Consider the following 22,678-nt stretch of genomic DNA (forward strand, 5'->3'; position numbering starts at 1 on the left):
TTCTTGCCCTGTGAGGGCCACTCTGCCAAAACGCCGGTCATGAACTTTGCCAGCGACAACTGGGCGGGCGCCAGCGCTTCCGTGATGGAGGCTCTGGCCCGCCATTCGGCCGGGGTTACGCCCGCTTATGGATCGGATCCGCTCACGGAGGCTGTTTCCGAAAGGTTTAGCGAGATTTTTGACCGGCAAGTCGCGGTCTTCTTCGTTCCAACGGGCACGGCGGCAAACGCGCTGGCCTTGTCGGCCTATGCCCGGCCGGGCGGGGCGGTGTTCTGCCATGCGGATTCCCATATCCAGGTTGACGAGTGCGGCTGTCCTGAATTCTTGACCGGAGGGAACAAGCTTGTCGGTCTGAACGGGACGGGCGGAAAGATCACGGCATCTGGGCTTGGCAAGACCATGCAGGCGTTTCCCGATGGTGTCGTTCATCATGGCCAGGTTTCCGCCGTTTCCATCACCCAGGCGACGGAAAGCGGAACCGTCTATGGACTGGATGAAATCCGGGCCATCAAGACCGAGGCGTTTGCACGCGGAATTCCGTTGCATATGGATGGGGCCCGTTTCGCCAATGCCCTGGTTTCGCTGGACGTATCGCCCGCCGAGATGACCTGGAAGTCCGGCGTCGATGTGGTGTCCTTTGGCGCGACGAAAAACGGCTGCTGGTGTGCGGAAGCGGTGGTGTTTTTCGATCTGGAGGCGGCGCGCGGGTTTGAATACCTACGGAAACGGGCGGGGCACCTGTTGTCAAAGAGCCGATTCGTGGCCGCGCAGTTCGATGGCTATTTCCAGGATGACACGTGGCTTGCCACGGCGCGTCACGCCAACGCGATGGCCGGACGCCTTGCCGCGGGTATTCTGGAGTTTGGCGGCCGCATCCCATGGCCGGTTCAGGCCAATGAGGTCTTCCCGGTCCTCAAGCGAAGCGTTGTCGAACAGTGTCAGGCTGCCGGAGCGAAGATTTATGAATGGCCGACATCTGCCTTGTCTGTTGAAGATGCGCCCGCCCCCGACGAAGTCATGGTCCGGATGGTCACGAGCTTTGCGACAACCGAGGCCGATGTCGATGGTTTTCTGTCCGTTCTTGCTGGCGCAGAAGCGGCCTAATTAGATAAGAGCGCCCTTGGCGGGGCGCTCTTGACGATACGCAGATTGCATACGCGGCTTTAGTGGGCCGTGTTCTCAATCTGCTTTTGAGAGCCGGAACCGATCTCTATTTTGCGCGGTTTCATGGTTTCCGGCAGTTCGCGCACGAGATCGATATGCAAGAGCCCGTTTTCCAGATGGGCCCCGTCGACCCGGACAAACTCCGCAAGCTGAAACCGGCGCTCGAAGGCGCGCGAGGCGATACCGCGATACAGGATTTCACGGTCGGCATCGCTTTCGGGTTTTTCACCCCGGATCGTCAGCACATGTTCCTTTGCTTCCAGTTCCAGCTCACTGTCGCTGAACCCGGCAACGGCCATGGTGATCCGGTAGGCGTTTTCCCCGGTGCGCTCAATGTTGTAGGGCGGGTAGCTCGGGGTTTCCGATGCAGCGTTGTCCAGCATGGAAAACAGGCGGTCGAAACCGACCGTCGAGCGATACAGGGGGCTTAAGTCGAAATGACGCATGATACATGTCCTCTTCTTTGAGCAACATTCACGTTGTTTTGCCGTCGGCTTCCAGTCTGGAGGCAAGCCTCGGCAATCTCACACGCGGACCCAGTCTTCGGCGTCCGCATCAAGTATTTGGGGGCTGGATCGTGAGGTTTCAAGGGTGCCGGTCCGAAAGGCTTTCGTGAAAAACCGGCCACCTGAACCTGGGATGAACAGGGCTTTCCGGTCCGGTTCAAGTGTCAGCCACCATTCTGACTCCATCACGCGCTGGGCAGCGGGGCTCATCAGATGGAGAAAAGATGATGATCACTTTCCATTCCTCAAAAGCGAGACGGGCGTTGGCTCTGATTGCACTCTTGGCTTCCGTTGCCGCGCTGCCTCTGCCGGCTGCTTCGGCCAGTCCGCAGGCTTCGATTTCGAACTCCGGTGGGGTCGCTGCGGGGTTCCGCAGTGTGGAGCACCCGGGCCGTGCTGGCGAATTCCGGCATGGTCCCGATGAAAGATGGCTCCACCGGAAGCTTGGGCCCCGCCAAATCCGCCAATCGCTCCGCCAGCGCGGGTTCTACCAGATCCGGTTTCTCAAAGAGCGCCCACATGTCTACGTGGTTCGGGCGATAGGATGGCGCGGGCATCCCGTTCGTCTGGTCGTCGATGCGCGCACAGGTGAAATTTTGCGCGGGCGGCCGATCCGAAACGGTTACAATTGGGGTTACGGGTGGTCCCAAGGCTGGTGAGATACCTAGCCAGGAGAATGTGGTCCTCCCGCCGTTTCGGCTTGAGCCAAATGCGGGGGGCCGTTATCAGGGAGGGACCCGTTTGCATGCGATCCCTCCATGACACTGTCCGACATTCCTGAAAATCCCGTCCCCAGAGGGGCCAAAGCCGGTTTCGTCGTTACACGTGACGGTGTTCAACTCCGCTATGCGCATTGGCCTGCCCTTGGCTCCCGCCGGCTCGGAACGGTCACGATCCTGCAGGGCCGGGCGGAATTCATCGAAAAATACTTTGAAGTGGTCACGGACCTGCGCGACAGAGGGTTTGCGGTGGTGGCGTTTGACTGGCGCGGACAGGGCGGCTCTGACCGTCTCTTGGGCAACCGCTTCAAGGGGCATGTGCGAAGCTTTGCCCAGTATCGCGAGGACCTGCGTACTGTTCTCAAACAGGTCTCGCTCGCGGAGTATCCGGGACCGCATTTCGCGCTCGCCCATTCGATGGGCGGTGCCATTCTGCTGTCGGATTCGGCCCGGCTTCGCACCATGCTCGACCGCGCTGTCCTGTGCGCACCCATGATTGCCTTGCCCAGAGGGCAGTGGCTTCCGGATATATTTGGTGGTTTGCGCCGCCTGGTCAACTCGGCAACTTTCGGTTTTTACAAGGTTCCGCCGGACATCCGCAGGTTTGGCGCGACCTCAAGGTTTTTGAACAAGGTCGTTTTTCCATTTGTCCGGGTTCTTGGCTTTCTCGGATTGGGCCGTTTTTTCCTTCCTGGTGGCACCGGCGAGATCCTGCTGGATTTTGAAACCAATCGCCAAACCAGCGACCGGAGCCGGTTTGAGCGCTTCAATGCGGTGCTGAAAGCCACGCCGGAGCGGGGCATTGGGGCCCCAACGATCGGCTGGCTGAGCGCGGCCATAAAGACGATGCGCAAGTTTTCGCTGCGCGAGACGGGACCCGGGATCAAGCTTCCCTGCCTAGTGATCGCGGCTGGACGTGACCGCATTGTCTCGACGCCAGCGATCGAGGAATTCGTCTCCCGAGTGAAGGTCGCCGGATATATTGAGATCGCCGGAGGCGAACATGAGCTGCTGATGGAGGCCGATGTGTATCGGGATCAGTTTTTTGCCGCGTTCGATGCATTCATCCCGGGGCTTGACGGTCGGAAGGATCCTGAGGCCTAGCTGTCACCGCCAAGTAGGGTGGTCACGCGCTTCCAGGGTGTGGGTGCCGCCGATGTTGCCGATGGCACCCGCAAGCACGCATTCCAGGCTCAGAATCTCCGCCGCGTGCGCATGGCCGGCTCAAACCGCGACCGTGTTCAGGCGGGCCAGGAGCGCGTCGTGGAGGCGCGCGTCGCCGCTTGCCAGGATTTGACCGCCATCCGCGGGCGACCCTCCTGTCCAATTCGACACGATCCCGCCCGCGCCTTCTACAATCGGAACCAGGGCGACGATGTCATAGGGCTGCAAGCCCGATTCGATCACCGCGTCCCCCAGGCCCGCGGCGACCATGCTGTAGCCATAACAATCCGTGCCATATCGCACCAGTTTCGCCTCGGTTTCGATGCTGTCGAAGACCTCCCGTTCGCCGGGCGAAAAAAGCGCCGGTGTTGTGGTGAAGATCACGGCATCGGCAATCGACCCGCAAGCCCGGGAGGCGAGCTGCTTTCTTCCGATTGGGCCTTCATACCAGGCAGTGTTCCCGTCGCCGGCATACCGTTCGTTGACATAGGGCTGGACCATCATCCCCAAGGATGGGATTCCGTTCGAGCGAAGTCCTATGAGCGTTCCCCAAGTCGGAAGCCCCGTAATGAATGCGCGTGTCCCGTCGATGGGGTCGAGGACCCAGACATGCTCAGCTTCCAGGTTTTCCGAACCGTATTCCTCGCCCAATATGCCATGCTGCGGATGGCGCGCATTGATCAGGGTTCGCATTGCCCGTTCGCCCGCCTTGTCGGCTTCGGTGACCGGATCGAAACCGGCTGTCAATTTGTTCTCAATGGCCGGTTCGGCACGGAAAAACGGCATGATGGCGGTGCTGGCCGCCTCGGCCAGTTCGTCCAGGAATGGCGCTAACTCATGCGAATTTTGCATGTCTGCTATGTGTCCTGATAGGGGCTTGCAGCCTAAAGCTTAGGCATATCGCGATTTTCTCGCATATTGTGGCGTCTGGTTCAGCACTTTATTTGGGAGCCATGTGTGGAGAGGTCTGTTTTCCAAAGTTCAAATCAGGTCCTGGGGGTAGGGGGGGCTGGCCCAGGGGTTGACCTTTGTGCAATGCGGTGCGATCTTATTGCAGCGCGAAAGGACATGTTGTCCAAGTACCGCCGCCCTCCTTGGGCGTTTCCTCCCTAGACTCGGGCCGCCTTTCAAAGGCGGCCTCTTTTTTGCCGTGCTGGCTGGGCTCACTCTGCGGCAATTGCGTCGGCGGGGAATGCGGCATCCGGTATGGTCATCAATTCCGCGGCAAATGCGGCAAGATCCCGTGCGAGCCGCATGAAGCCCGTGTGCCGGACATGTTCGACTTCATCCATATAGAGACCGCGGTTGATTTCGATTTGCAGTGCGTGCAGCCCGCTTGCCGGGCGGCCGTAATGTTCGGTGATGAACCCGCCGGCATAGGGTTTATTCCGCGTCACGCGGTAGCCCATGCCAGTCAAGAGATCGGCGGCGAGATCGGTCAGTTCCGGCGCACAGCTTGTCCCGTAGCGATCTCCAAGGACGAAGTCGGCACGTTTGTCGGTTCCCTGGCATTTCACGCTGGATGGCATCGAATGGCAATCAATCAGGATCGCGTGGCCGAAGGTGACGTGGGTTTGGGCCAGCAAGCGCCGTAGCGTGGAATGATAGGGCTTATAGATGTTTTCCACCCGATGCAGCGCTTCGGCTACCGGTAGACGGTGCTTGTAGATTTCATGGTTTTCGCTCACGACGCGCGCAATGGTTCCAAGGCCGCCGGCCACGCGCACCGATCTGACATTGGCATATGACGGAAGGCGTCCGTCAAACATCTTTGGGTCGAGTTCGTAGGGTTCGCGATTGACGTCAAGATAGGCGCGAGGAAAGTTCGCGCGCAGCAATGGAGCGCCCTGGGTGACCGCGGCAAGGAACAGGTCATCCACAAAGGCGTCCTCTGAACGGCGGATCGCCTTTTCATCCAGCCGGGAGACCTCGAGAAAGGAGAGCGGGTATTGCCGTCCGGAATGAGGAGAGTTGAACACAAACGGCACGCGTTGGTCTGCCGGAGCCAGCAATTCGAAGGGTGGTAGCCCGTTAAAATCGACCTGTGTTTCATTAGCCGGATGATGCGGCGTGATGTCTTGCAAAAGCTCGGCCCCCGTAGCTGCCATTGTATGGTGCCAAGGAATCAACATGCCGTCCACAAAAAGACAGTGTAATTCACCGCCAAGCCATTTCACGCTATCTTTGCGGGGAATTCCGACTATAACCGCTCTGTGTGTGCCGGTAAGGTACGTCCGTCAAAGTTGTCCAGATCGATGGTTGTTAATATGCCGCGTATTCTCCTTGCGGAAGACGATAATGACATGCGCAGGTTTCTTGCCAAGGCGCTCGAAAATGCCGGGCATGATGTCATTTCCTTTGACAATGGAAAAAGTGCGTATGAACGGTTGCGCGAAGAGCCTTTTTCCCTGCTTCTGACCGACATTGTCATGCCCGAAATGGACGGCATCGAACTCGCCCGGCGGGCAACGCAACTCGATCCAGATCTCAAGGTGATGTTCATTACCGGGTTCGCGGCCGTGGCTCTTAATCCAGGATCCGAAGCACCAAAAGACGCCAAGGTCCTGTCGAAACCTTTCCATCTCAAGGATCTGGTTCAGGAAGTGGACCGCATGCTGGCCGCATAGAAGACCGCGTGTCGTTCCGGGCGGAAAAGAGTGCGCCACTTCCCCAAAAAGGGGCTTGCGCTCTAGATCCAAGCCCGTTATATCGCATCCCACCACGGCGCCGGGGGGTGCCGAAACCGAGAAATTCGGGCGTGTAGCTCAGCGGGAGAGCACTTCGTTGACATCGAAGGGGTCACAGGTTCAATCCCTGTCACGCCCACCATTTTGAAGATCGGGTTCTGAAAAGGCTTGGTCAAATTCGCGCCTCGGGTCTGTGCGCTGATCTTATGATCACATGCGCCGGCCGGGGAAAGGTCAAAGGGCGCCGACGGCGCTCTTTTCATGTTTAGGCAAATGAGGCCCTTTCGAGGGACAGCGTCATGAAAATCAAGAACTCGCTCAAAGCTCTGATGGGCCGTCATCGTGAGAATCGCATGGTTCGCCGTAAGGGCCGCGTCTACATCATCAATAAGAAGAACCCGCGTTTTAAAGCCCGCCAGGGCTAAGGGCCGCCGCGCGCTGTTGGCGCGGCGAAAATATGCGGTTTTGACATCTTACGCATTGACCGCCGCTGCCGTCGCTCCATAATCGACGGCATGCGGCTTTTACTGTTTTCCACCTTATTGTGTTTTTCGGCTTGGGGGGCAATGGCCCAGCCGGTTCCAGACCTGGGCCCGGATCTGGAGCCTCCATCCGCCGAAGACCTGCATGCGCTGCCGGATATCGACGAAGATCAAGGCGCCCGGGCCGTGGGCGAAGCCCCGGAGGACAGGTCCGTTCTGGACAGTCTTTTCGCTGAATTGGCAACGGCCTCGTCCGATGAGGACGCAACCTGGATCGCCCGAAAGATCCAGACCGCCTGGTTGCAATCGGGCAGCGATACGGTTGACGTCCTGATGCGCAGGGCTGGCGAAGCGATGAAGGCCGAAAAGACGGCGCTCGCGCTTGACCTTCTGGACCGCATCCTTGTTCTTCAGCCGGATTTCGCAGAGGCATGGAACCGCCGTGCCACTGTCTATTACATGCAAGAAGAGTTCGGGAAGTCGCTTGCCGACATCGAACGGACGCTGGCCCTTGAGACCCGGCACTGGGGCGCCATGAGCGGTCTGGCGATCATTCAGCGCCGACTGGGTCAGGAAACGCAGGCTCAGGAAACCTTCAAGAGGGTTCTCCAGATTTACCCGGGGCTGGAAAACGCCCGGAAGGCCCTGGATGAGCTTGAGGCCAAGAACGAAGGTGAGCCGATCTAGGAGGCGGCCTTAGGCGTATAGGTACGGCTATGACACGCATGGGACCGCAATGCTCTCGACAATCCTGGTCGCAATCATCACCCCACTCATTTGCCTTGCCGGTTACACCGCCTTTCGGACTCGGGAAATCAGCCGCCGCCATCGTGCGGACGGAAGCTTTGCGGAAATCTACGGTACGCGGCTCCACTACCATATGTTGTCCGCGACCAAGCATCCGGACCGCCCGTTTTTGGTTTTCATTCATGGCGCCAGCGGGAATGCACATGACCAGATGCTTGCGTTCAAAGAACGTTTTGCAGGGGAGTTCCCCCTGCTTTTCGTCGACCGCCCCGGGTTGGGATTTTCGGATCGGGACATGGCCGGCCATGCCTCTCCGAAAGCGCAAGCGGAACTCATCGGCGGACTTTTGAGACATCTGCAAATCGAGGCCGCCGTCGTTGTTGGACATTCTCTGGGAGCCGCTATTGCCGCGGCACTCGCGCTGGAAGAGCCCGATAGGGTCAAGCGTCTCGTTTTCTTGGCGCCTGCCACTCACCCCTGGCCAGGTGGCGTCCACTGGTACTACTCCGTGGCCGCCATGCCCGTCATCGGGTCGCTGTTTTGCTGGACACTGACCCTGCCGGTTGGGGAGCGGCTGGTTCCAAGATCCCTGGCCAATGTTTTTCAGCCCGCTGCACCGCCCGCCGGTTATGCGCGGACGATCCGTCTATCCCTTCTGTTTCGCCCGAAATCCTTTCGCGCCAATGCGATGGATATCGCGCTTTTGAAGCCGCATCTGGTCAATCAATCAAAACGTTATGGCGAAATCACACAACCGGCCGTGATCGTGACGGGAACGCAGGACACGGTGGTGTGGCCGAGCATCCACAGCAAAGGCTTAGAGAGCGATCTTCCGAATGCCCGGCTGGTTGTTCTGGACGGCGCGGGTCACATGCCCCACCTGACCCACGGTGCAGAAATCGAAGCGGAAATACGGGCGGTTTGCGATGGGGTGTCTGTGGACGCACCCGGCCTTCTTCGAGACGCGGATGTCGGGTATCCGAACGAAGACGAAGACGAAGCCGCAGTCGGGCGCGCCTTTGTGGGTGCGTGAGCGATGCACACAGCGGCTGGCCTTTTGGGCGGGGCCGAGCACTGGGCACCTTCTGGGCGCCCAATGCTCTAATCGATTGAAAGCTCAAATGCCGCCTTTGCCGTCGCTGCCAACGAAGGCAATCCTGAGCATATTCGTGGATCCCGGTGTGCCAAATGGCACACCCGCGGTCACGATGATCCGTTGACCGGGCTTGGCGAACCCTTCCGAACAGGCAATGCGGCATGCGCGATCGACCATGTCGTCTTCCGTGTTCGCATCCTCGCTCATCACGCAATGAAGACCCCAGCCGAGCGCCAGACGGCGGGCAGTGGACAACACCGGTGACAATACGATTATCGGGGATGAAGGCCGCTCTCGCGACGCGCGCAGGCCTGTGGCGCCCGATGTCGTGTAGCAGATCACGGCAGCCAGGTTCAACGTTTCGGCTATCTGCCGGGCTGCGGCCGATATGGCATCGGCACCGGTTGCTTCCGGGTCGGTGCGTTGCGCGTGAATGATCGCCCGGTAGTTCTTGTCTTGCTCGACTTGCTGGGCAATGCGGTCCATCGTGGCGACGGCTTCGACGGGATAATCCCCTGCCGCCGACTCCGCCGATAGCATGATCGCATCCGCGCCTTCAAAGACAGCCGTGGCAACGTCGGAGACTTCCGCTCGTGTCGGCACGGGTGCGGAAATCATTGATTCGAGCATCTGTGTCGCGATCACGACCGGCTTGCCGGCGCCGCGTGCGGCGCGCGTGATTTGCTTTTGAAGGCCGGGCACCTGCTCAAGCGGCATTTCAACGCCGAGGTCGCCGCGGGCAACCATGATGGCATCCGACAGCTCGATAATTTCCGCCAAGCGGCCGATTGCCTGGGGCTTTTCAATCTTGGCAAGCACGCCTGCCCGCCCGCGGGTGATCTTGCGGACTTCGGCGATGTCATCCGGGCGCTGGACGAATGACAGGGCGATCCAGTCGACATTCTGATCAAGTGCGGCGATCAGGTCGCGGTGGTCCTTTTCTGTCATGGCACTGGTCGCGATTTCCGAATCCGGAACGCTGACGCCTTTGCGGTCCGACAAGCGGCCCCCGACAACCACTTCCGTCACCGCTTTCTTGGGGCTCGCTTCCAGCACCTTCAGCTGGATTTTGCCGTCGTCCAGCAGCAAACGGTGGCCTGGCTCGAGCGCTGACAGGATTTCCGGGTGCGGTAGGTGGACACGCGATCGGTCACCGGGCGCCGGATCGGCATCCAGGGTGAATGTCTCACCGTTTTGCAGGTCGACCGGGCCATTGCTGAACTGTCCGACCCGCAGTTTTGGCCCCTGCAGGTCCGCAAGCACACCTATTGGCCGTCCCACCTTCTCCTCAACAGACCGGATGCGTTCCACCAGCATCCTCAATCGATCATGATCTGTGTGACTCATATTGATGCGGAAAACGTCCGCACCTGCTTCAAACAGCTTTTCGATGATGTCTTGTTCTGAGGAGGAGGGACCGAGAGTAGCTAGAATTTTAACCCGCCGGTTTCGCCTCATCGCCCACCTGTCCCTTGTTGCACGGGTTCTGTGAGCTGGACTGTCCAACTGCTTTGTTCGCCCGTGTCTATTTCAAAAAAACCTGTCCGCTCGTAACCGCGAGCAACGCAATCTTCTATTCCGCGGATGGTGAATTCTTTTTCTCGGGTGCACATGAACGCGCGCCCACCCCATTCGCCGAATTGGTCGTAATCCACCGCATAAATATAATAATAGCGTGACACCAATGTCCCCGGCACGAGTGTTTCACACGCACTGGGGGAAATGTTCCACCAGCCTTCTGTGACCCATTCATTGTCGCTCTTGTAACCGATCGCAACGCCGACTTGGCTTTCTGTCTTGTTGCACAAACGCAAATCAGCTCGCGCATCGTCCGACCCAAGTAGCAGAAATCCGCATGCGAGGACACTCAACGCGACGGCGCTGGTCAGGCCGTGTCTTCGGCGTCCTGTGGACCTGGATCGTTTCGGGTTTGAAGCCATGTGTGGTTTTCGTCTCGCGGCTTGATAGACATTTGTTTTTTGCGCGCAGGCATCGCGGATGTCAACGATACCGGAGCGAAAGTCGTTGACAGAACGATTCGCAGATCTTGCCGGAACGCATGAAGACTATCGGACTTTGTTTGCCGTCGTCTTAACGCCGAGAATTGAGGCGTCAACATGGCGGCAAGGGGAGCCGCATGCTGCACGGAGCCAGAGAAACCCTGCAAATGAAGGGTGTTTGCCTTATGTCGTTTCCATAATGTTAAAATTCTTGTTCCCCGGCTTTCATGAGGGTCTAGCGGATTTGACCCGGTGGAGGGGGGTGGGAACTGAAACCCGACCGCAAAACCGGCTGTGGTCAAGCGCCGGGCATGGTTTCTGTGGAGTGTTCAAATTGCCGCCACTCGTGGTAAACCGGCAGCCGACAGGGCGCTTTCCGGATGTGGGTTCCGGCGCGCGTATCCATCGACTTGGTCATCAAATCTCAACCGATCCGACTGATGCAACAAACGGCTTCCGGCTACACCGATTTTTCACCGTTCGAAACCATGTCCGGCAAACCGGACAGCGGCATCCTGCTGCTCTGTGACCATGCGCGCAACGAAATGCCGGCCGACTATAAGGATCTTGGCATGCCGCGCGCCCAATTGGAGCGGCATATCGGCTATGATATCGGGGCGCGCGCGCTGACGATTGCGTTGGCAAGGCGGCTCGGCGCCCCTGCTGTCTTGTCGACCTACTCCAGATTGCTGATCGACCCAAATCGCGGCGAAGATGACCCAACGCTCATCATGCGGCTGTCGGATGGAGCCGTTGTGCCGGGCAATGCGCGGATCGACAAGACCGAGCGGGCCCTGCGGATCGACCGGTTTCACCGGCCGTATCATGACGAGATCGACCGGGTTCTGGATCAACTGCTTGCCGATAGGCCGCCGCCGGTTATCGTTTCGATCCATAGTTTCACGCCGGTTTGGCGGGGCGTGCCGCGTCCTTGGCATGCGACGGTCCTGTGGGATAGGGACCCGCGGGCTGTGGACCCGATGATGGAGGGCCTGCGCGCCCAAAGAGATCTCGTCGTGGACGACAATGAGCCGTACGATGGCGCGCTCAAAAATGACACGATGTACCGCCATGCCACCCTTAGGGGTTTGGCGCAGCTTCTTCTGGAAATCCGGCAGGACCTCATCGCCGGTCCGGACGGGGTTGAGGAGTGGGCGGACCGGCTTTCCCCGATCCTCGCGAGCATTGCGAAGCGCCCCGAATGCCGGAAATTGGAGAAATTCGGGTCCCGATGCGATGCCGACACTTGAATGGACAGCTACAGCGACGACGAACCGCAAGAGGGTATGACCATGGATGAAAAGACCAGAACAGAACTCGAAGCTGCTGCATTCCGCCGGCTTGTGGCACATCTGCGGGAGCGGACGGATGTGCAGAACATCGACATGATGAACCTGGCCGGCTTCTGCCGCAATTGCTTGTCCAACTGGTATCAGGAGGCGGCCAGGGACAGCGGCCTTGACATGGACAAAGCCGACGCCCGGCAGGTGGTCTACGGCATGCCTTACGATGAGTGGAAGGAGCGGTATCAGACAGAAGCGAACGAAGCGCAAAAGACAGCTTTTGAACAAAATAAGCCCGCCCATTGAAGCGATCCCCAACCCGGCTTAGAAAGCGGTCCATCCGCGCGGCCCCTTCGGGGGCTTCATCTACTTTCCCAACAAGACCAACAAGAGTTCAGGAGTAAAATGCATGTCGGATCCAAGTGGCGTCGCCGGTGATCAACTTCGCGCGTTTGTGGAGCGGATCGAACGCCTTGAGGAAGAAAAGAAGGTGATCGCCGATGACATCAAGGATGTCTATGCGGAAGCCAAGGGCAATGGTTTTGACGTTAAGATCCTGCGTAAAGTGGTGTCCTTGCGGAAAAAGCAGCCGCACGAGCGGGAAGAGGAAGAAGCCGTGCTCGACCTGTACCTTCAAGCACTGGGTATGAACGGCCCGGCAAGCTGATTGCCGCATGATCCCGATGCAGGTTTGATGTGCACCGGACAATGAAAAAGGCGGCCTGGCGCCGCCTTTGTTTTTGAGCCTGATCCTGTCAGCGTGCAAACGTGACGGGGAGAACGACAATCGCCGGCCCGTCAAAGCGGTCGGTGCGCAACGTTCCGTATGGGATCTGACCAAATCCGCCACTTACAAAACGGTTGCCGGGTTGGACAAGGGTCGTGAGGGTGCGCTGGTTTGGATGCCTCAAGCTGGCAAAAAGTGCATGGCGCATTGTTCCCTCGCTGGACAGCAACTTCGGTTCGGACTTGTCCGGCAAGCTGGCAAACCCGGCAAGCGGGTCCTTGATCTGATCCCGCGGGATACGTCCTGCGACCGACGGACGCGGTCTGTCATCCGAGCGCGGAGCTGCGGAACTCGCCGGTGACCGCGGTGCTTCCAGCGATCTTGCGACAGGCGTGCCGAGAGGAGCCGCCGGGATGGCCGTTGCCGATGCATAGGCAAGTGTGGTTGGGGCCGGCGCCAAAGTGCCTTGGGGCGCGCCCGGGTTCCGTATGGCCGGTCCTGCTGCCGCAACGATGGCTGCGACCGGGTCGTTTCCGGATACATTGTCTGGCGCAGGTGCGGGTATTGGTGCCGTCGCCGCCGTTTGCGATGCGGCAAGCAACGCGGGCTGCGGTTTCTTGTTCGGAATGATCCCTGCAATGTCGAATCTGTCGGCGTCGGCCGGACCTTGTGGCGCGGATGCTGGGTTCGGCGCATTTTGTGCCAAGGCAATCCGCTGCGCATCAAGAGTGCCGGGAGGTGCGGATTCAGGCGGCCGGGCGCCTGCCAGGGCGGGTTTTTCGGCGGGTGCGATGTCGGTGGCCGATGCAAGGGCGATCGGTGCCTCCGGTTGATCCGCAGCGGATTGCGCGACAAGTTGCGGCGCCACACTTGCCTTGGCAATCGGGATCGGCGGGGCCTCGACCACGGGCGAAACAGCGCTGGCGACACTGCGATTGGCCGGCTGGGTTTCCTGCTGAGGCCGCACGGCGCCCGGCGGTGTCGGCGCATCGTTGCCGCGCCCGAACAGGGTTGCGAGCAGGTTTCCGCCTTCTGAGGGTTCAGCGGGACTTGTGGCAGGCCTGACGATGTCACCCGGATTGGACAGGCTTTGTCCGGTCGTTCGTGGCTGGGACGGAGCCGAACTTGCGAACAGCGTTCGTCCGGACTGGCCCCGGTTGACGATCCCCAGTTTTCCGGACCGTTCCGCGGCTTCGGCCACCTTGTAGCCGCTGAGCGGCTTCCCGTTGCTGGGCAGATGGAGGGTCTTTCCGTCCGGAAAGAGTTGTGCCAATTCGTTCCGGCTCATCCTGGGCCAGTGGCGCACCCGGCCCGTATCCAAATGCACAAACGGCGAGCCCGAGCGCGGATAGTATCCGACCCCGCCAACCTGCCGCTTCAGCCCCGCCTTGCGCAACGTGGCGATGTTGACCCCGGGAATGTAAAAGTCCATCGCCCGGCCAACCGTGTGCATGCTTTTCTGCGCCACGCCACCGGAGCGCTTTCTCAACATATTGTTGGTCGCCGGGGACCGGTAGCTGGATACAACGTGAATGTAGTCCCGCGCACCGACCTCCTGATAAACTTCCCAAACGAGATCGAGCAGTTCCGGGTCGATTTTGGTGATTTCGTTGCGGCGCCAATCGCGGAGAAACCGGTTGGCTTCGCGCAATCCGGCCGGAATGTAGCGGCCATTCTTTTTGAAGGTGACGCTTACACGTTCCTTCGTGTGGGTGTTGTAGAGCTTCAGAGTGCGCGTTTCAGCGTAAGCTGCCCCGGAGAGCAGCCAAACCAGGCCCATCATCGCAATGATGGCCAGAGCCGCGCCACGCTTCAGCCCTGCAGCGGTCTCGTTTTCAAACAACCGTGTGCGCAACAATCTCGTCTCGTCGTTCGTTGAAGGCCAAATGGCCAACTCGAGCCCCCCACCGGAGAAGGAGACTATCCCCACCAGGTTAAGAACCTTTTACCCTATTCCTGTTTGCGCGCCAAACGTGGCGGAAATGCAACGGCGTCTTTGCCCAAGGGATTATTTTCGGCTTTTCCAAGGCCCACCAAGGCCTGTTTGACGGCCCGAATTCTTCTGGCTCGAATCATGCGGCCGCATCTGTGCCGTTTTCGTCGATCCCGTATTCCTTGAGTTTGCGATACAGCGTGGACCGTCCGATCCCAAGCCGTTTGGCCACTTCGGTCATGCGGCCTGAATAATGCGCGATTGCCGTTCGGATCAGTTCCGCCTCCACGTCCTCCAGCTTCCGGATATGTCCCTGGTCGTCGAGGCTTCGGGTGAACCCGAATGGAGCCGCTGTTTCAAAACCTGTCGACGGCAATGGCTGTGACGCGTGGTGCGCCGGCGCATTCGAAGACGATCTTGGCGCTTGTTGTGTCTCTAGAGGCGGGCGTGCGGATGCAACAGGCGCGGCGGGCGAAATCGGATGGTCAAGGGCCGCGGCGACCTGGGGGAAATCGTCGACCGAAAGCTCTGCCCGATCGCACAATACCACGGCCCTGAAAACGGCATTCTCGAGCTGACGGATGTTCCCGGGCCAGTGGTAGGCCTGCAAAAGGTCGAGAGCGTCCGTTTGGATCGAAGAGACGTGGGGCTTGCGCTCCTCCGCCGAAAAGCGGGCCAGGAAATGGCGCGCCAGGGCTGGGATGTCTTCCTTTCTGTCACGCAACGGCGGGATCCAGATCGGAAAGACGTTCAGCCGATAGTACAGATCCTCGCGGAATGCGCCGTCCTTGACCTGGTCGATCAGACGGCGGTTTGTTGCGGAGATCAGGCGAAAATCCACTTTAACCGGCCGTTTCGCGCCGATCGGGTCGATCTCGCTTTCCTGCAAGGCCCGCAGCAGCTTGACCTGGACATCCGGAGGGAGTTCGCCCACTTCGTCTAGGAAAAGCGTCCCGCCATGGGCTTCCTGGAACTTGCCGATATGTTTCTCCGCAGCGCCCGTAAAGGCCCCTTTTTCATGACCAAAGAGGATGGACTCCACAAGGTTTTCCGGGATAGCGCCGCAATTCACCGTAACCATGGGCTTTGCCTTGCGGTCGCCCGAGCCCTGGATCGCGCTGGCGATCAGTTCCTTGCCGACCCCGCTTTCCCCCTCGATCAGGATCGGAATGCTGGAGGATGCGGCGCGCTTTCCAAGATCGAGCACCCGTTCCATGGAAGGGGAGTGGGTAATGATATCGGCAAAGGTGAGCGTTCCGGTTGCTTGCTTGCGGAACCGGGTAATCTCGCCTTCCAGTGCGGACACCTTAAGAAGATTGCGAATCGAAACGTTCAAGCGCTCGGGGGCCACGGGTTTGATCACGAAGTCCTGCGCGCCTGCATTCATGGCGCTGACGACAACATCGATCCCGCCATGCGCGGTTTGCACGATTACCGGCGTCGAGATTTTTTCAGCGCGCATCCTGGCCAGAACGCCGAGCCCGTCCAGTTCCGGCATAACCATATCGAGGATCACAAGATCGAACTCGCTGGCCTGTGTTCCGATCATCATCTTGATCGCTTCGGCGCCGTTTTCCGCCAGTTTCACTTTGTGTCCCGATTTCTGGACGACTTCTTGAAGGAGCCGCCTCTGGATCGGGTCGTCATCAACAATCAGAACTCTACCGCTGGTGGATTGCATATGACTTGCCTGCCGATTTGTGGGGGTGTCTCAATTCGGTCCACTCTGGTCGCAAACCGGTAAACAAATCGTCCAGCCAGCCCTATAAATTTCAAGGCCGCATCATTGCAGGTGTCCGCAAAACAGGCCTACACAAGACGAGACCTTTCCTGGTTCGGGCCGAACGACGAAAAGCTTATCTGGAGAAACAGCATGCCAATCACCGACGTCGCGTATACCGCAGCCAACGCCTCGGCCTCCGCAGATGTCGGGTTGCTGCCGGAATGGAACCTGCAAGATCTTTACGCCGGGTTGGACGCGCCCGAGGTCGCAAGGGATCTGAAAGAAGCTTTGGACCGGTCCAAGACCTTCGAGGCGTCCTATAAAGGCCGGTTGGCGGACCTTGCTGCCGGAAACACGCCGGGTCTGGTGACGGCGATCCGCGCCTACGAGGAACTGGAAGATGGTTTGGGCAAGCTGATTTCCTATGCCGGACTGGTTTATGCCGGGAACACGACCGACCCGGCGGCCCAAAAGTTCTATGGCGATATTCAGGAAAAGATCACCGCGGCGAGCACACATTTGCTGTTTTTCACTCTGGAGATGAACAAGATCGATGATGCCGTGATGGATGCCGCGCTTTCCGACGCGGGCCTTGCCCATTACCGGCCTTGGATTGATGACCTGCGCAAGGACAAGCCCTATCAGCTTGAGGACAAGGTCGAGCAGTTGTTCCACGAGAAAAGCGTGACCGGGCGGGGCGCCTGGAACCGGCTTTTCGACGAAACCATGGCCAGCCTGACTTTTGAGGTCGACGGCGAGGCGTTGACCCTTGAGCCGACCTTGAACCTCTTGCAGGACGCCGCCTCCAACAAGCGTGAAGCCGGGTTTCAGGCGCTCAGCAAGACATTTGCCGACAATCAACGCACGTTCACGTTGATCACCAATACGCTGGCGAAGGACAAGGAAATTTCGGACCGCTGGAGGGGATTTACGGATATTGCGGATAGCAGGCATTTGGCCAACCGTGTCGAGCGGGACGTCGTCGACGCTCTTGTCGATGCGGTTCGCGAAGCCTATCCCCGGCTTTCCCATCGGTACTATCGAATGAAGGCCGGTTGGCTGGGCATGGACCGGATGAATATCTGGGATCGCAATGCGCCTCTTCCCAAGGCCGACACCAGGGTAATTCCGTGGGTCGAGGCCCGCGATACGGTTCTGGCGGCTTATGGCGGCTTTTCCGGAGAGATGGCGGAGATCGCGCAGCGGTTCTTCGACCGCGGCTGGATCGATGCCCCGGCCCGGCCGGGCAAGGCGCCTGGTGCTTTTGCCCACCCGACAGTTCCGAGCGCGCATCCCTATGTGCTGCTCAACTATCAGGGGAAGACCCGCGATGTGATGACGCTTGCACATGAATTGGGGCACGGTGTCCATCAGGTTCTGGCAGCCCAAAACGGACCTCTCATGGCGCCGACACCGCTGACGCTGGCAGAGACCGCGAGCGTTTTCGGAGAGATGCTCACATTCCGCGCCCTTTTGGAGAAGGCATCGACACCAAAGGCACGGAAGATCCTCCTCGCCTCCAAGGCGGAAGACATGATCAACACGGTCGTGCGCCAGATCGCTTTCTATTCCTTTGAACGTAAGCTGCATGAGGAGCGCCGCGCGGGCGAACTGACATCCGTTCAAATCGGCGAACTCTGGATGTCGGTTCAAGGTGAAAGCCTCGGCCCGGCCATCAAGCTGAATGACGGGTACGAAACCTTCTGGAGCTATATTCCGCATTTCATTCATTCGCCGTTCTACGTTTACGCTTACGCTTTCGGCGATTGCCTGGTGAATTCGCTGTATGCGGTCTATGAAGAAGCCGAAAGCGGCTTCCAGGAGAAATATTTCGGCCTGCTTAAGGCTGGTGGGACCAAACATCATTCCGAACTGCTTGCCCCCTTCGGTCTGGACGCCAGTGATCCGGCCTTCTGGAAGAAGGGATTGCTGGTGATCGAGCGGTTGATTGATGAGTTGGAAGCCCTTGAGGAGTGAAGGCCCTGATGGCAGTTGTGCAGCCGCCGTACGCCCACAGGCCCTATGACGGGTCTACCCGTCCTTTCACGGTCGGATTGACCCCGATCAGTGAGCCCGAATGGCTGGAACCGGATGCAAATCTGGTCCCCCATCTGCGCCGCAAGGACGAGCTTCTCGCCATCGACCGCGCCGCAGTTGTGCGAACGGAGGATGGGACGGAGGACGCGCAGGACGAAGTACTGCAACTCGTTCTGCAAGCGCTTCGCGGCATGCATGGCGGTTGCTACCAAGTCGGACAAGAAGAGGTCATCATCGACGGTCAGGTCTCGGTGCCGCTTGCCGGGGCTGATCCAATGGTGACCGCGGCGCGGCTTATCCAGGAGGATCTTGTCCTGATGCGGCCAGCGCCGGGTGGATACCGGTTAGTCGCCGCCTGCCTTTGTTTTCCGTCCTCATGGTCGCTGGCGGAGAAGTTCGGTCAAAGCATGCCGGAAATCCATGAAAATGTTCCCGGTTTCAACGGATCGCGCATGGGAAACGTCGTGGCACGGCTCTTTGACAATCTTCGGGTTGGCCAACTAGTGTGCCGCTATAATTGGTCGATCTATGATGACGCCAACCTGCATCACCCAAAACCAAAGCAGATTGCACCGCAAGTGAGCGCTGACGGCGAAAGCCTTGTGGGACGCCTTTTTTTGCGTGTCGAACGGCAGACGCTCAGACGGTTGGCGGGATCGGGCGACATTCTCTTCACGATAAAAATTCACCACGATCCGCTGTCCTTGCTCCGGAGTCAGCCTGACCGTGCCGGCATCGCGGCTGGTTTGAAACAGCAGCTTCTGGCGCTCGAGCCCGCGCAATTGATCTACAAGGGACTGACCCAGCATCAGCAAGCCCTTGCGGCGGAACTCGACCGGCTCTCTGACTTGGAAACTTGACCGGTCCGGGATGCGTTCCAGCCTGGTTACTGGTTCTTTTCGTTCCGGCATCTACATAAGAGATGCGCGGGGGCGTCCTCCCGCAACTTCATGAACTGGAGCGACCTGTCACTATGGCGAAAGATCGGGAAAGCAATCGGTTTTCAGCCCGCGTTGGGCGCTATGCCCGCGTCGGCACGGGAGTGGGAGGTCTCGCGGCAAAAGTGGCCGGTGCCCGGCTGTTCGGGATGGAACTGGACAACGAGAAAAACGCCGCTGAACTTGCCGCGGCGCTGGGCGGGCTCAAGGGGCCGTTGATGAAAGTCGCCCAGCTTCTCTCCACCATCCCGGACGCCCTTCCGCCCGAATACACCACGCAACTGGCCCAATTGCAGGCCAACGCACCGCCTATGGGGTGGGCGTTTGTCAAGCGCCGGATGCGCGCGGAGCTGGGGGCGGATTGGCAGTCCGAATTTGGCAGTTTCGAGAAGGAACCGGCGGCGGCCGCGTCCCTCGGGCAGGTTCACCGGGCGGTTGCGAAGGACGGCCGTGTTCTAGCTTGCAAGCTGCAATACCCTGATATGGCATCTGCGGTAGAAGCAGACCTCAGGCAACTTCAGGTTCTGTTTTCCGTGCATCGGCGCATGCAGCCAGCAATCGATACCCGGGAGATTGCGAAGGAAATCAGTGCCCGGGTGCGCGAAGAACTGGACTATGTGCGCGAGGCCGCGCAGATGAGCATCTATCGGACGATCCTGGAACCGGATCATCGCATCCGTGTGCCGGATGTGATCGAGTCGCTTTCCACCCAGCGCTTGCTCACCATGGGATGGCTCGAAGGCCGGCCCATGCTCGATTACAAGGAACACTCCCAGGAAGAGCGAAATTTCCTCGCGCGAACGATGTTCCACGCCTGGTGGCACCCGTTTAGCCATTTCGGCTTGATTCATGGGGATCCACATCTTGGAAACTACACCGTTTTTGGGGACGGCGACGACCCTCACGGGATCAACCTGCTCGACTATGGGTGTATCCGGATTTTTCCTGCAGGATTTGTGAAAGGCGTTGTCGATTTGTACATGGGGCTCCTGGAGGACGACGATGAGCGGATCGTGTCGGCCTATGAACGCTGGGGGTTTCGCAACCTGAAGCGCGAAGTAATCGATGTCCTCAACATCTGGGCAAGGTTTATTTACGGGCCGTTGTTGACGGACCGGACGCGTGCCATAGCCGAGGGGATCAGTCCGGCAGAATATGGCCGGGGCGAGGCGTTCAAGGTGCACAAGGCCCTGAAAGAATTGGGGCCCGTGACCGTCCCGCAAGAATTTGTTTTCATGGATCGTGCGGCAATAGGCCTCGGGGGCGTCTTTCTGCATTTGCGCGCGGAGCTGAATTTTTTTCAGCTTTTCAATGAGCAAATCGACCAATTCGATCCTGAAATCGTGGGGCAGCGGCAACAAGATGCGCTGCAGGCGGCTGGTTTGCAGGTCATGCATTCGGCAGCCTGATCCGGGGCTTCTCTCTCTAGCCGTTGCCCTGTGTGTTGTCTTTATTGTAAGGGTTGCTGCTGAAGAGCGTTTTTAACCGGGGGACTGAATGTCTGAACAAAATGCGCCCGCGATGGACTATCAGGAGCATGAGCGCACCTATGAGGGGTTCATCAACTTTTCCAAGATCGGAACAATCGCTGTTCTGAACGTTGTTCTTTGCCTGATCATGTTCGCATTCGGCGGCGGGGCAGCCTTCTTTTTCGGCTGGGTCATGCTTCTGGCGGCAACGGTCGCAGCCGGCATAGGGATGGCGCTCGGGGAGTCTGGATGGATACCTCCGGCTGCCGTCTTCGGCCTGACGGTCCTGATCGCGATCGTCACCGTTTAGTATTCCAGGCAGGCACCCCGGCTCCGGGGTGCCTGTTTTTCTTTGGGAGGATTTTCATGAAAATTGCTGTGCCGCGCGAGACTGACGCGGTCGAGACGCGCGTGGGCGCGACGCCGGACACGATCAAGAAACTGGTCGGTCTCGGTGCGACCGTTACCGTTGAAAAAGGCGCCGGGTCTGGATCGCGGATCCCGGATACCGACTACGAGGCCGCCGGCGCAACGATTGCCGACGACACCGGCGCCGCTCTTGGCGAAGCCGACGTTGTCCTGAAGGTTCGCCGCCCGGATGCGGATCAGCTCAAGGCCATGAAAAAGGGCGCGCTGGTGATCGCGACCATGGATCCGTTCGGGAACGAGGCCGAAATCCAAGCCATGGCCGATGCGGGCATCGTTGCCTTCGCCATGGAACTGATGCCGCGCATCACCCGGGCGCAGGTCATGGATGTTTTGTCTTCCCAGGCCAATCTTGCTGGGTATCAGGCCGTGATTGACGCCGCCGCGGAGTATGGCAAGGCCATGCCGATGATGATGACTGCCGCAGGCACCATTCCGGCCGCCCGGGTATTCATCATGGGCGCTGGTGTGGCAGGTCTCCAGGCTATTGCCACGGCCCGCCGTCTTGGCGCGATCGTGACAGCCACCGATGTGCGCCCCGCGGCCAAGGAACAGGTCGAATCCCTCGGTGCCAAGTTCATCGCGGTGGAGGACGAGGAATTCAAGCAGGCAGAGACCTCAGGCGGCTACGCCAAGGAAATGTCCGATGAATACAAGAAAAAGCAGGCCGATCTAATTGCGTCCCACATCGCCAAGCAGGACATCGTGATCACGACGGCGTTGATCCCGGGGCGTCCGGCGCCGAAGCTTGTGTCCAAAGACATGGTAAGCAGCATGAAGCCGGGTTCCGTACTTGTCGATCTCGCGGTCGAGCGCGGCGGAAATGTGGAAGGGGCCAAGCTTGGCAAGATTGCCACGGTATCGGGTGTGAAGATTGTAGGCCATGCCAACATGGCGGGCCGGATCGGCGCATCCGCCTCGGCGCTCTACGCCAAGAACCTGCTCGCGTTTCTCGACACGATGGTGGACAAAGAAACCAAGGCACTCAATCCGAATTGGGACGACGAACTAATAACGGCCACACTGCTGACGCGCGATGGCAAGGTGGTGCATTCCGCCTTCGCCAAGGCCACCGGTGAATAGGGGGGAGTAATGAGCGATTTGTCTCAGGCCGAGGCGCTGGACCGGGCCGAAGCGGCTGCGGCTGCGGCGCGCGAAGCCGCCGAAACCGCCGGTCAGGCCGCCCAGGCAGCACAAGGCTATGCCGACCAGATTGCCGCGGGCGCACTCGATGCGGCGGTAAACGCGGCCGGCGCGACCGGCATGATCGAGCCCTTCGTGTTCCTTTTCTCCATTTTCGTGCTGGCGATTTTCGTCGGCTACTATGTGGTTTGGTCGGTGACGCCGGCCCTGCACACGCCGCTGATGGCGGTGACGAATGCGATTTCTTCGGTGATCGTCGTGGGCGCCATCCTGGCGGTTGGCGTTGACGCGTCGGCTGGGGAAGGAGCGACGGCCGCGCGGGTGCTCGGGTTCATCGCCCTTGTCCTGGCTAGCGTGAACATCTTCGGTGGCTTCCTCGTCACCAGCCGGATGCTTGCCATGTACAAGAAAAAGCAGCGGTAAAGGGGCCGGAC

General features: G+C 59.3%; 22 protein-coding genes and 1 tRNA gene. 16 read left to right on the forward strand and 7 right to left on the reverse strand.

What is annotated here, in order from left to right:
- Window positions 1-39 precede the first annotated feature (39 nt).
- Complete coding sequence (locus F0184_RS00240) at window positions 40-1,104, forward strand: threonine aldolase family protein (RefSeq protein WP_150493273.1); 1,065 nt, start codon at window positions 40-42, stop codon at window positions 1,102-1,104.
- 59 nt (window positions 1,105-1,163) lie between these two features.
- On the opposite strand, the gene F0184_RS00245 is transcribed toward F0184_RS00240, so the two are convergent.
- Window positions 1,164-1,610 (reverse strand): Hsp20 family protein, encoded by a 447-nt coding sequence (locus F0184_RS00245; protein ID WP_150493275.1) that lies wholly within the window; start codon window positions 1,608-1,610, stop codon window positions 1,164-1,166.
- An 818-nt stretch (window positions 1,611-2,428) separates the two neighbouring features.
- Between F0184_RS00245 and F0184_RS00250 the strand changes: the two genes are divergently transcribed.
- Complete coding sequence (locus tag F0184_RS00250) at window positions 2,429-3,493, forward strand: alpha/beta fold hydrolase (protein WP_150493277.1); 1,065 nt, start codon at window positions 2,429-2,431, stop codon at window positions 3,491-3,493.
- Between the two features lie 120 nt (window positions 3,494-3,613).
- Here the strand turns inward: F0184_RS00250 and hisN are convergent, their stop codons facing one another.
- Both hisN and F0184_RS00260 read right to left on the reverse strand, forming a co-directional pair.
- Window positions 3,614-4,405, reverse strand: a complete 792-nt coding sequence (gene hisN, locus F0184_RS00255) for a histidinol-phosphatase (protein ID WP_150493279.1) — start codon at window positions 4,403-4,405, stop codon at window positions 3,614-3,616.
- Between the two features lie 311 nt (window positions 4,406-4,716).
- Window positions 4,717-5,661: an N-formylglutamate amidohydrolase gene (locus tag F0184_RS00260; RefSeq protein WP_150493281.1), complete on the reverse strand. Its 945-nt coding sequence runs from the start codon at window positions 5,659-5,661 to the stop codon at window positions 4,717-4,719.
- Window positions 5,662-5,820: 159 nt separating this feature from the next.
- Between F0184_RS00260 and cpdR the strand changes: the two genes are divergently transcribed.
- From cpdR to F0184_RS00285, 5 genes are all read left to right on the forward strand, one after another.
- A complete protein-coding gene (cpdR, locus tag F0184_RS00265) occupies window positions 5,821-6,180 on the forward strand; it encodes a cell cycle two-component system response regulator CpdR (RefSeq protein WP_150493283.1) in 360 nt (119 codons plus the stop codon).
- 127 nt (window positions 6,181-6,307) lie between these two features.
- Window positions 6,308-6,382, forward strand: a tRNA-Val gene (locus F0184_RS00270).
- A 157-nt stretch (window positions 6,383-6,539) separates the two neighbouring features.
- Window positions 6,540-6,665, forward strand: coding sequence for a type B 50S ribosomal protein L36 (gene ykgO / locus F0184_RS00275; protein WP_150493285.1), 126 nt, complete (start codon window positions 6,540-6,542; stop codon window positions 6,663-6,665).
- Window positions 6,666-6,806: 141 nt separating this feature from the next.
- Window positions 6,807-7,409, forward strand: a complete 603-nt coding sequence (locus F0184_RS00280; RefSeq protein WP_208998261.1) for a tetratricopeptide repeat protein — start codon at window positions 6,807-6,809, stop codon at window positions 7,407-7,409.
- Window positions 7,410-7,458: 49 nt separating this feature from the next.
- On the forward strand, window positions 7,459-8,502 hold the full coding sequence (locus F0184_RS00285) for an alpha/beta fold hydrolase (RefSeq protein ID WP_150493289.1): 1,044 nt from the start codon (window positions 7,459-7,461) through the stop codon (window positions 8,500-8,502).
- 84 nt (window positions 8,503-8,586) lie between these two features.
- Here F0184_RS00285 and pyk read toward each other — a convergent pair whose 3' ends face one another.
- Complete coding sequence (gene pyk, locus F0184_RS00290) at window positions 8,587-10,023, reverse strand: pyruvate kinase (protein ID WP_150493291.1); 1,437 nt, start codon at window positions 10,021-10,023, stop codon at window positions 8,587-8,589.
- Entirely contained in the window at window positions 10,020-10,505 is a 486-nt protein-coding gene (locus F0184_RS00295; RefSeq protein ID WP_208998262.1) for a DUF1036 domain-containing protein, read from the reverse strand. The genes pyk and F0184_RS00295 overlap by 4 nt, the downstream gene beginning before the upstream one ends.
- A gap of 500 nt (window positions 10,506-11,005) precedes the next feature.
- Between F0184_RS00295 and F0184_RS00300 the strand changes: the two genes are divergently transcribed.
- The 3 genes from F0184_RS00300 (at window position 11,006) to F0184_RS00310 (ending at window position 12,515) form a co-directional block, all read left to right on the forward strand.
- Window positions 11,006-11,815: an N-formylglutamate amidohydrolase gene (locus F0184_RS00300; protein WP_150493293.1), complete on the forward strand. Its 810-nt coding sequence runs from the start codon at window positions 11,006-11,008 to the stop codon at window positions 11,813-11,815.
- A gap of 42 nt (window positions 11,816-11,857) precedes the next feature.
- Entirely contained in the window at window positions 11,858-12,154 is a 297-nt protein-coding gene (locus tag F0184_RS00305) for a DUF1244 domain-containing protein (RefSeq protein WP_206668294.1), read from the forward strand.
- Window positions 12,155-12,257: 103 nt separating this feature from the next.
- The gene (locus F0184_RS00310; protein ID WP_150493295.1) at window positions 12,258-12,515 is read left to right on the forward strand and encodes a DUF2312 domain-containing protein; all 258 of its coding nucleotides are present in this window, start codon (window positions 12,258-12,260) and stop codon (window positions 12,513-12,515) included.
- 88 nt (window positions 12,516-12,603) lie between these two features.
- Here the strand turns inward: F0184_RS00310 and mepK are convergent, their stop codons facing one another.
- Together mepK and F0184_RS00320 are read right to left on the reverse strand one after the other, a co-directional pair.
- Window positions 12,604-14,433, reverse strand: coding sequence for a peptidoglycan L,D-endopeptidase MepK (gene mepK / locus F0184_RS00315; protein ID WP_244298943.1), 1,830 nt, complete (start codon window positions 14,431-14,433; stop codon window positions 12,604-12,606).
- 214 nt (window positions 14,434-14,647) lie between these two features.
- On the reverse strand, window positions 14,648-16,189 hold the full coding sequence (locus F0184_RS00320; protein WP_150493297.1) for a sigma-54-dependent transcriptional regulator: 1,542 nt from the start codon (window positions 16,187-16,189) through the stop codon (window positions 14,648-14,650).
- Window positions 16,190-16,381: 192 nt separating this feature from the next.
- Here F0184_RS00320 and F0184_RS00325 point away from each other — a divergent pair, with 192 nt between their 5' ends.
- The 6 genes from F0184_RS00325 (at window position 16,382) to F0184_RS20735 (ending at window position 22,667) form a co-directional block, all read left to right on the forward strand.
- Complete coding sequence (locus F0184_RS00325; RefSeq protein WP_172971919.1) at window positions 16,382-18,208, forward strand: M3 family oligoendopeptidase; 1,827 nt, start codon at window positions 16,382-16,384, stop codon at window positions 18,206-18,208.
- A gap of 8 nt (window positions 18,209-18,216) precedes the next feature.
- Complete coding sequence (locus F0184_RS00330) at window positions 18,217-19,128, forward strand: heme-dependent oxidative N-demethylase family protein (protein ID WP_150493299.1); 912 nt, start codon at window positions 18,217-18,219, stop codon at window positions 19,126-19,128.
- Window positions 19,129-19,241: 113 nt separating this feature from the next.
- Window positions 19,242-20,615 carry an ABC1 kinase family protein gene (locus tag F0184_RS00335; RefSeq protein WP_150493301.1) on the forward strand — a complete coding sequence of 458 codons (1,374 nt, stop codon included), beginning with the start codon at window positions 19,242-19,244 and terminating at the stop codon, window positions 20,613-20,615.
- 88 nt (window positions 20,616-20,703) lie between these two features.
- Complete coding sequence (locus tag F0184_RS00340) at window positions 20,704-20,985, forward strand: aa3-type cytochrome c oxidase subunit IV (protein WP_150493303.1); 282 nt, start codon at window positions 20,704-20,706, stop codon at window positions 20,983-20,985.
- A 56-nt stretch (window positions 20,986-21,041) separates the two neighbouring features.
- Complete coding sequence (locus tag F0184_RS00345) at window positions 21,042-22,184, forward strand: Re/Si-specific NAD(P)(+) transhydrogenase subunit alpha (protein ID WP_150493305.1); 1,143 nt, start codon at window positions 21,042-21,044, stop codon at window positions 22,182-22,184.
- A gap of 9 nt (window positions 22,185-22,193) precedes the next feature.
- The gene (locus F0184_RS20735) at window positions 22,194-22,667 is read left to right on the forward strand and encodes a proton-translocating transhydrogenase family protein (RefSeq protein ID WP_150493307.1); all 474 of its coding nucleotides are present in this window, start codon (window positions 22,194-22,196) and stop codon (window positions 22,665-22,667) included.
- The last annotated feature ends 11 nt before the right edge of the window (window positions 22,668-22,678 follow it).

The organism is Roseibium aquae, from assembly GCF_008711285.1.
Classification (GTDB): Bacteria; Pseudomonadota; Alphaproteobacteria; order Rhizobiales; family Stappiaceae; genus Roseibium; species Roseibium aquae.

Excerpts from the sequence above, each read along its gene's own strand:
- F0184_RS00240 (WP_150493273.1), top strand. The coding sequence starts at position 40 with ATGAACTTTGCCAGCGACAACTGGGCGGGCGCCAGCGCTTCCGTGATG.
- F0184_RS00245 (WP_150493275.1), bottom strand. The coding sequence starts at position 1,610 with ATGCGTCATTTCGACTTAAGCCCCCTGTATCGCTCGACGGTCGGTTTC.
- F0184_RS00250 (WP_150493277.1), top strand. The coding sequence starts at position 2,429 with ATGACACTGTCCGACATTCCTGAAAATCCCGTCCCCAGAGGGGCCAAA.
- hisN (WP_150493279.1), bottom strand. The coding sequence starts at position 4,405 with ATGCAAAATTCGCATGAGTTAGCGCCATTCCTGGACGAACTGGCCGAG.
- F0184_RS00260 (WP_150493281.1), bottom strand. The coding sequence starts at position 5,661 with ATGGCAGCTACGGGGGCCGAGCTTTTGCAAGACATCACGCCGCATCAT.
- cpdR (WP_150493283.1), top strand. The coding sequence starts at position 5,821 with ATGCCGCGTATTCTCCTTGCGGAAGACGATAATGACATGCGCAGGTTT.
- ykgO (WP_150493285.1), top strand. The coding sequence starts at position 6,540 with ATGAAAATCAAGAACTCGCTCAAAGCTCTGATGGGCCGTCATCGTGAG.
- F0184_RS00280 (WP_208998261.1), top strand. The coding sequence starts at position 6,807 with ATGGCCCAGCCGGTTCCAGACCTGGGCCCGGATCTGGAGCCTCCATCC.
- F0184_RS00285 (WP_150493289.1), top strand. The coding sequence starts at position 7,459 with ATGCTCTCGACAATCCTGGTCGCAATCATCACCCCACTCATTTGCCTT.
- pyk (WP_150493291.1), bottom strand. The coding sequence starts at position 10,023 with ATGAGGCGAAACCGGCGGGTTAAAATTCTAGCTACTCTCGGTCCCTCC.
- F0184_RS00295 (WP_208998262.1), bottom strand. The coding sequence starts at position 10,505 with ATGGCTTCAAACCCGAAACGATCCAGGTCCACAGGACGCCGAAGACAC.
- F0184_RS00300 (WP_150493293.1), top strand. The coding sequence starts at position 11,006 with ATGCAACAAACGGCTTCCGGCTACACCGATTTTTCACCGTTCGAAACC.
- F0184_RS00305 (WP_206668294.1), top strand. The coding sequence starts at position 11,858 with ATGGATGAAAAGACCAGAACAGAACTCGAAGCTGCTGCATTCCGCCGG.
- F0184_RS00310 (WP_150493295.1), top strand. The coding sequence starts at position 12,258 with ATGTCGGATCCAAGTGGCGTCGCCGGTGATCAACTTCGCGCGTTTGTG.
- F0184_RS00320 (WP_150493297.1), bottom strand. The coding sequence starts at position 16,189 with ATGCAATCCACCAGCGGTAGAGTTCTGATTGTTGATGACGACCCGATC.
- F0184_RS00325 (WP_172971919.1), top strand. The coding sequence starts at position 16,382 with ATGCCAATCACCGACGTCGCGTATACCGCAGCCAACGCCTCGGCCTCC.
- F0184_RS00330 (WP_150493299.1), top strand. The coding sequence starts at position 18,217 with ATGGCAGTTGTGCAGCCGCCGTACGCCCACAGGCCCTATGACGGGTCT.
- F0184_RS00335 (WP_150493301.1), top strand. The coding sequence starts at position 19,242 with ATGGCGAAAGATCGGGAAAGCAATCGGTTTTCAGCCCGCGTTGGGCGC.
- F0184_RS00340 (WP_150493303.1), top strand. The coding sequence starts at position 20,704 with ATGTCTGAACAAAATGCGCCCGCGATGGACTATCAGGAGCATGAGCGC.
- F0184_RS00345 (WP_150493305.1), top strand. The coding sequence starts at position 21,042 with ATGAAAATTGCTGTGCCGCGCGAGACTGACGCGGTCGAGACGCGCGTG.
- F0184_RS20735 (WP_150493307.1), top strand. The coding sequence starts at position 22,194 with ATGAGCGATTTGTCTCAGGCCGAGGCGCTGGACCGGGCCGAAGCGGCT.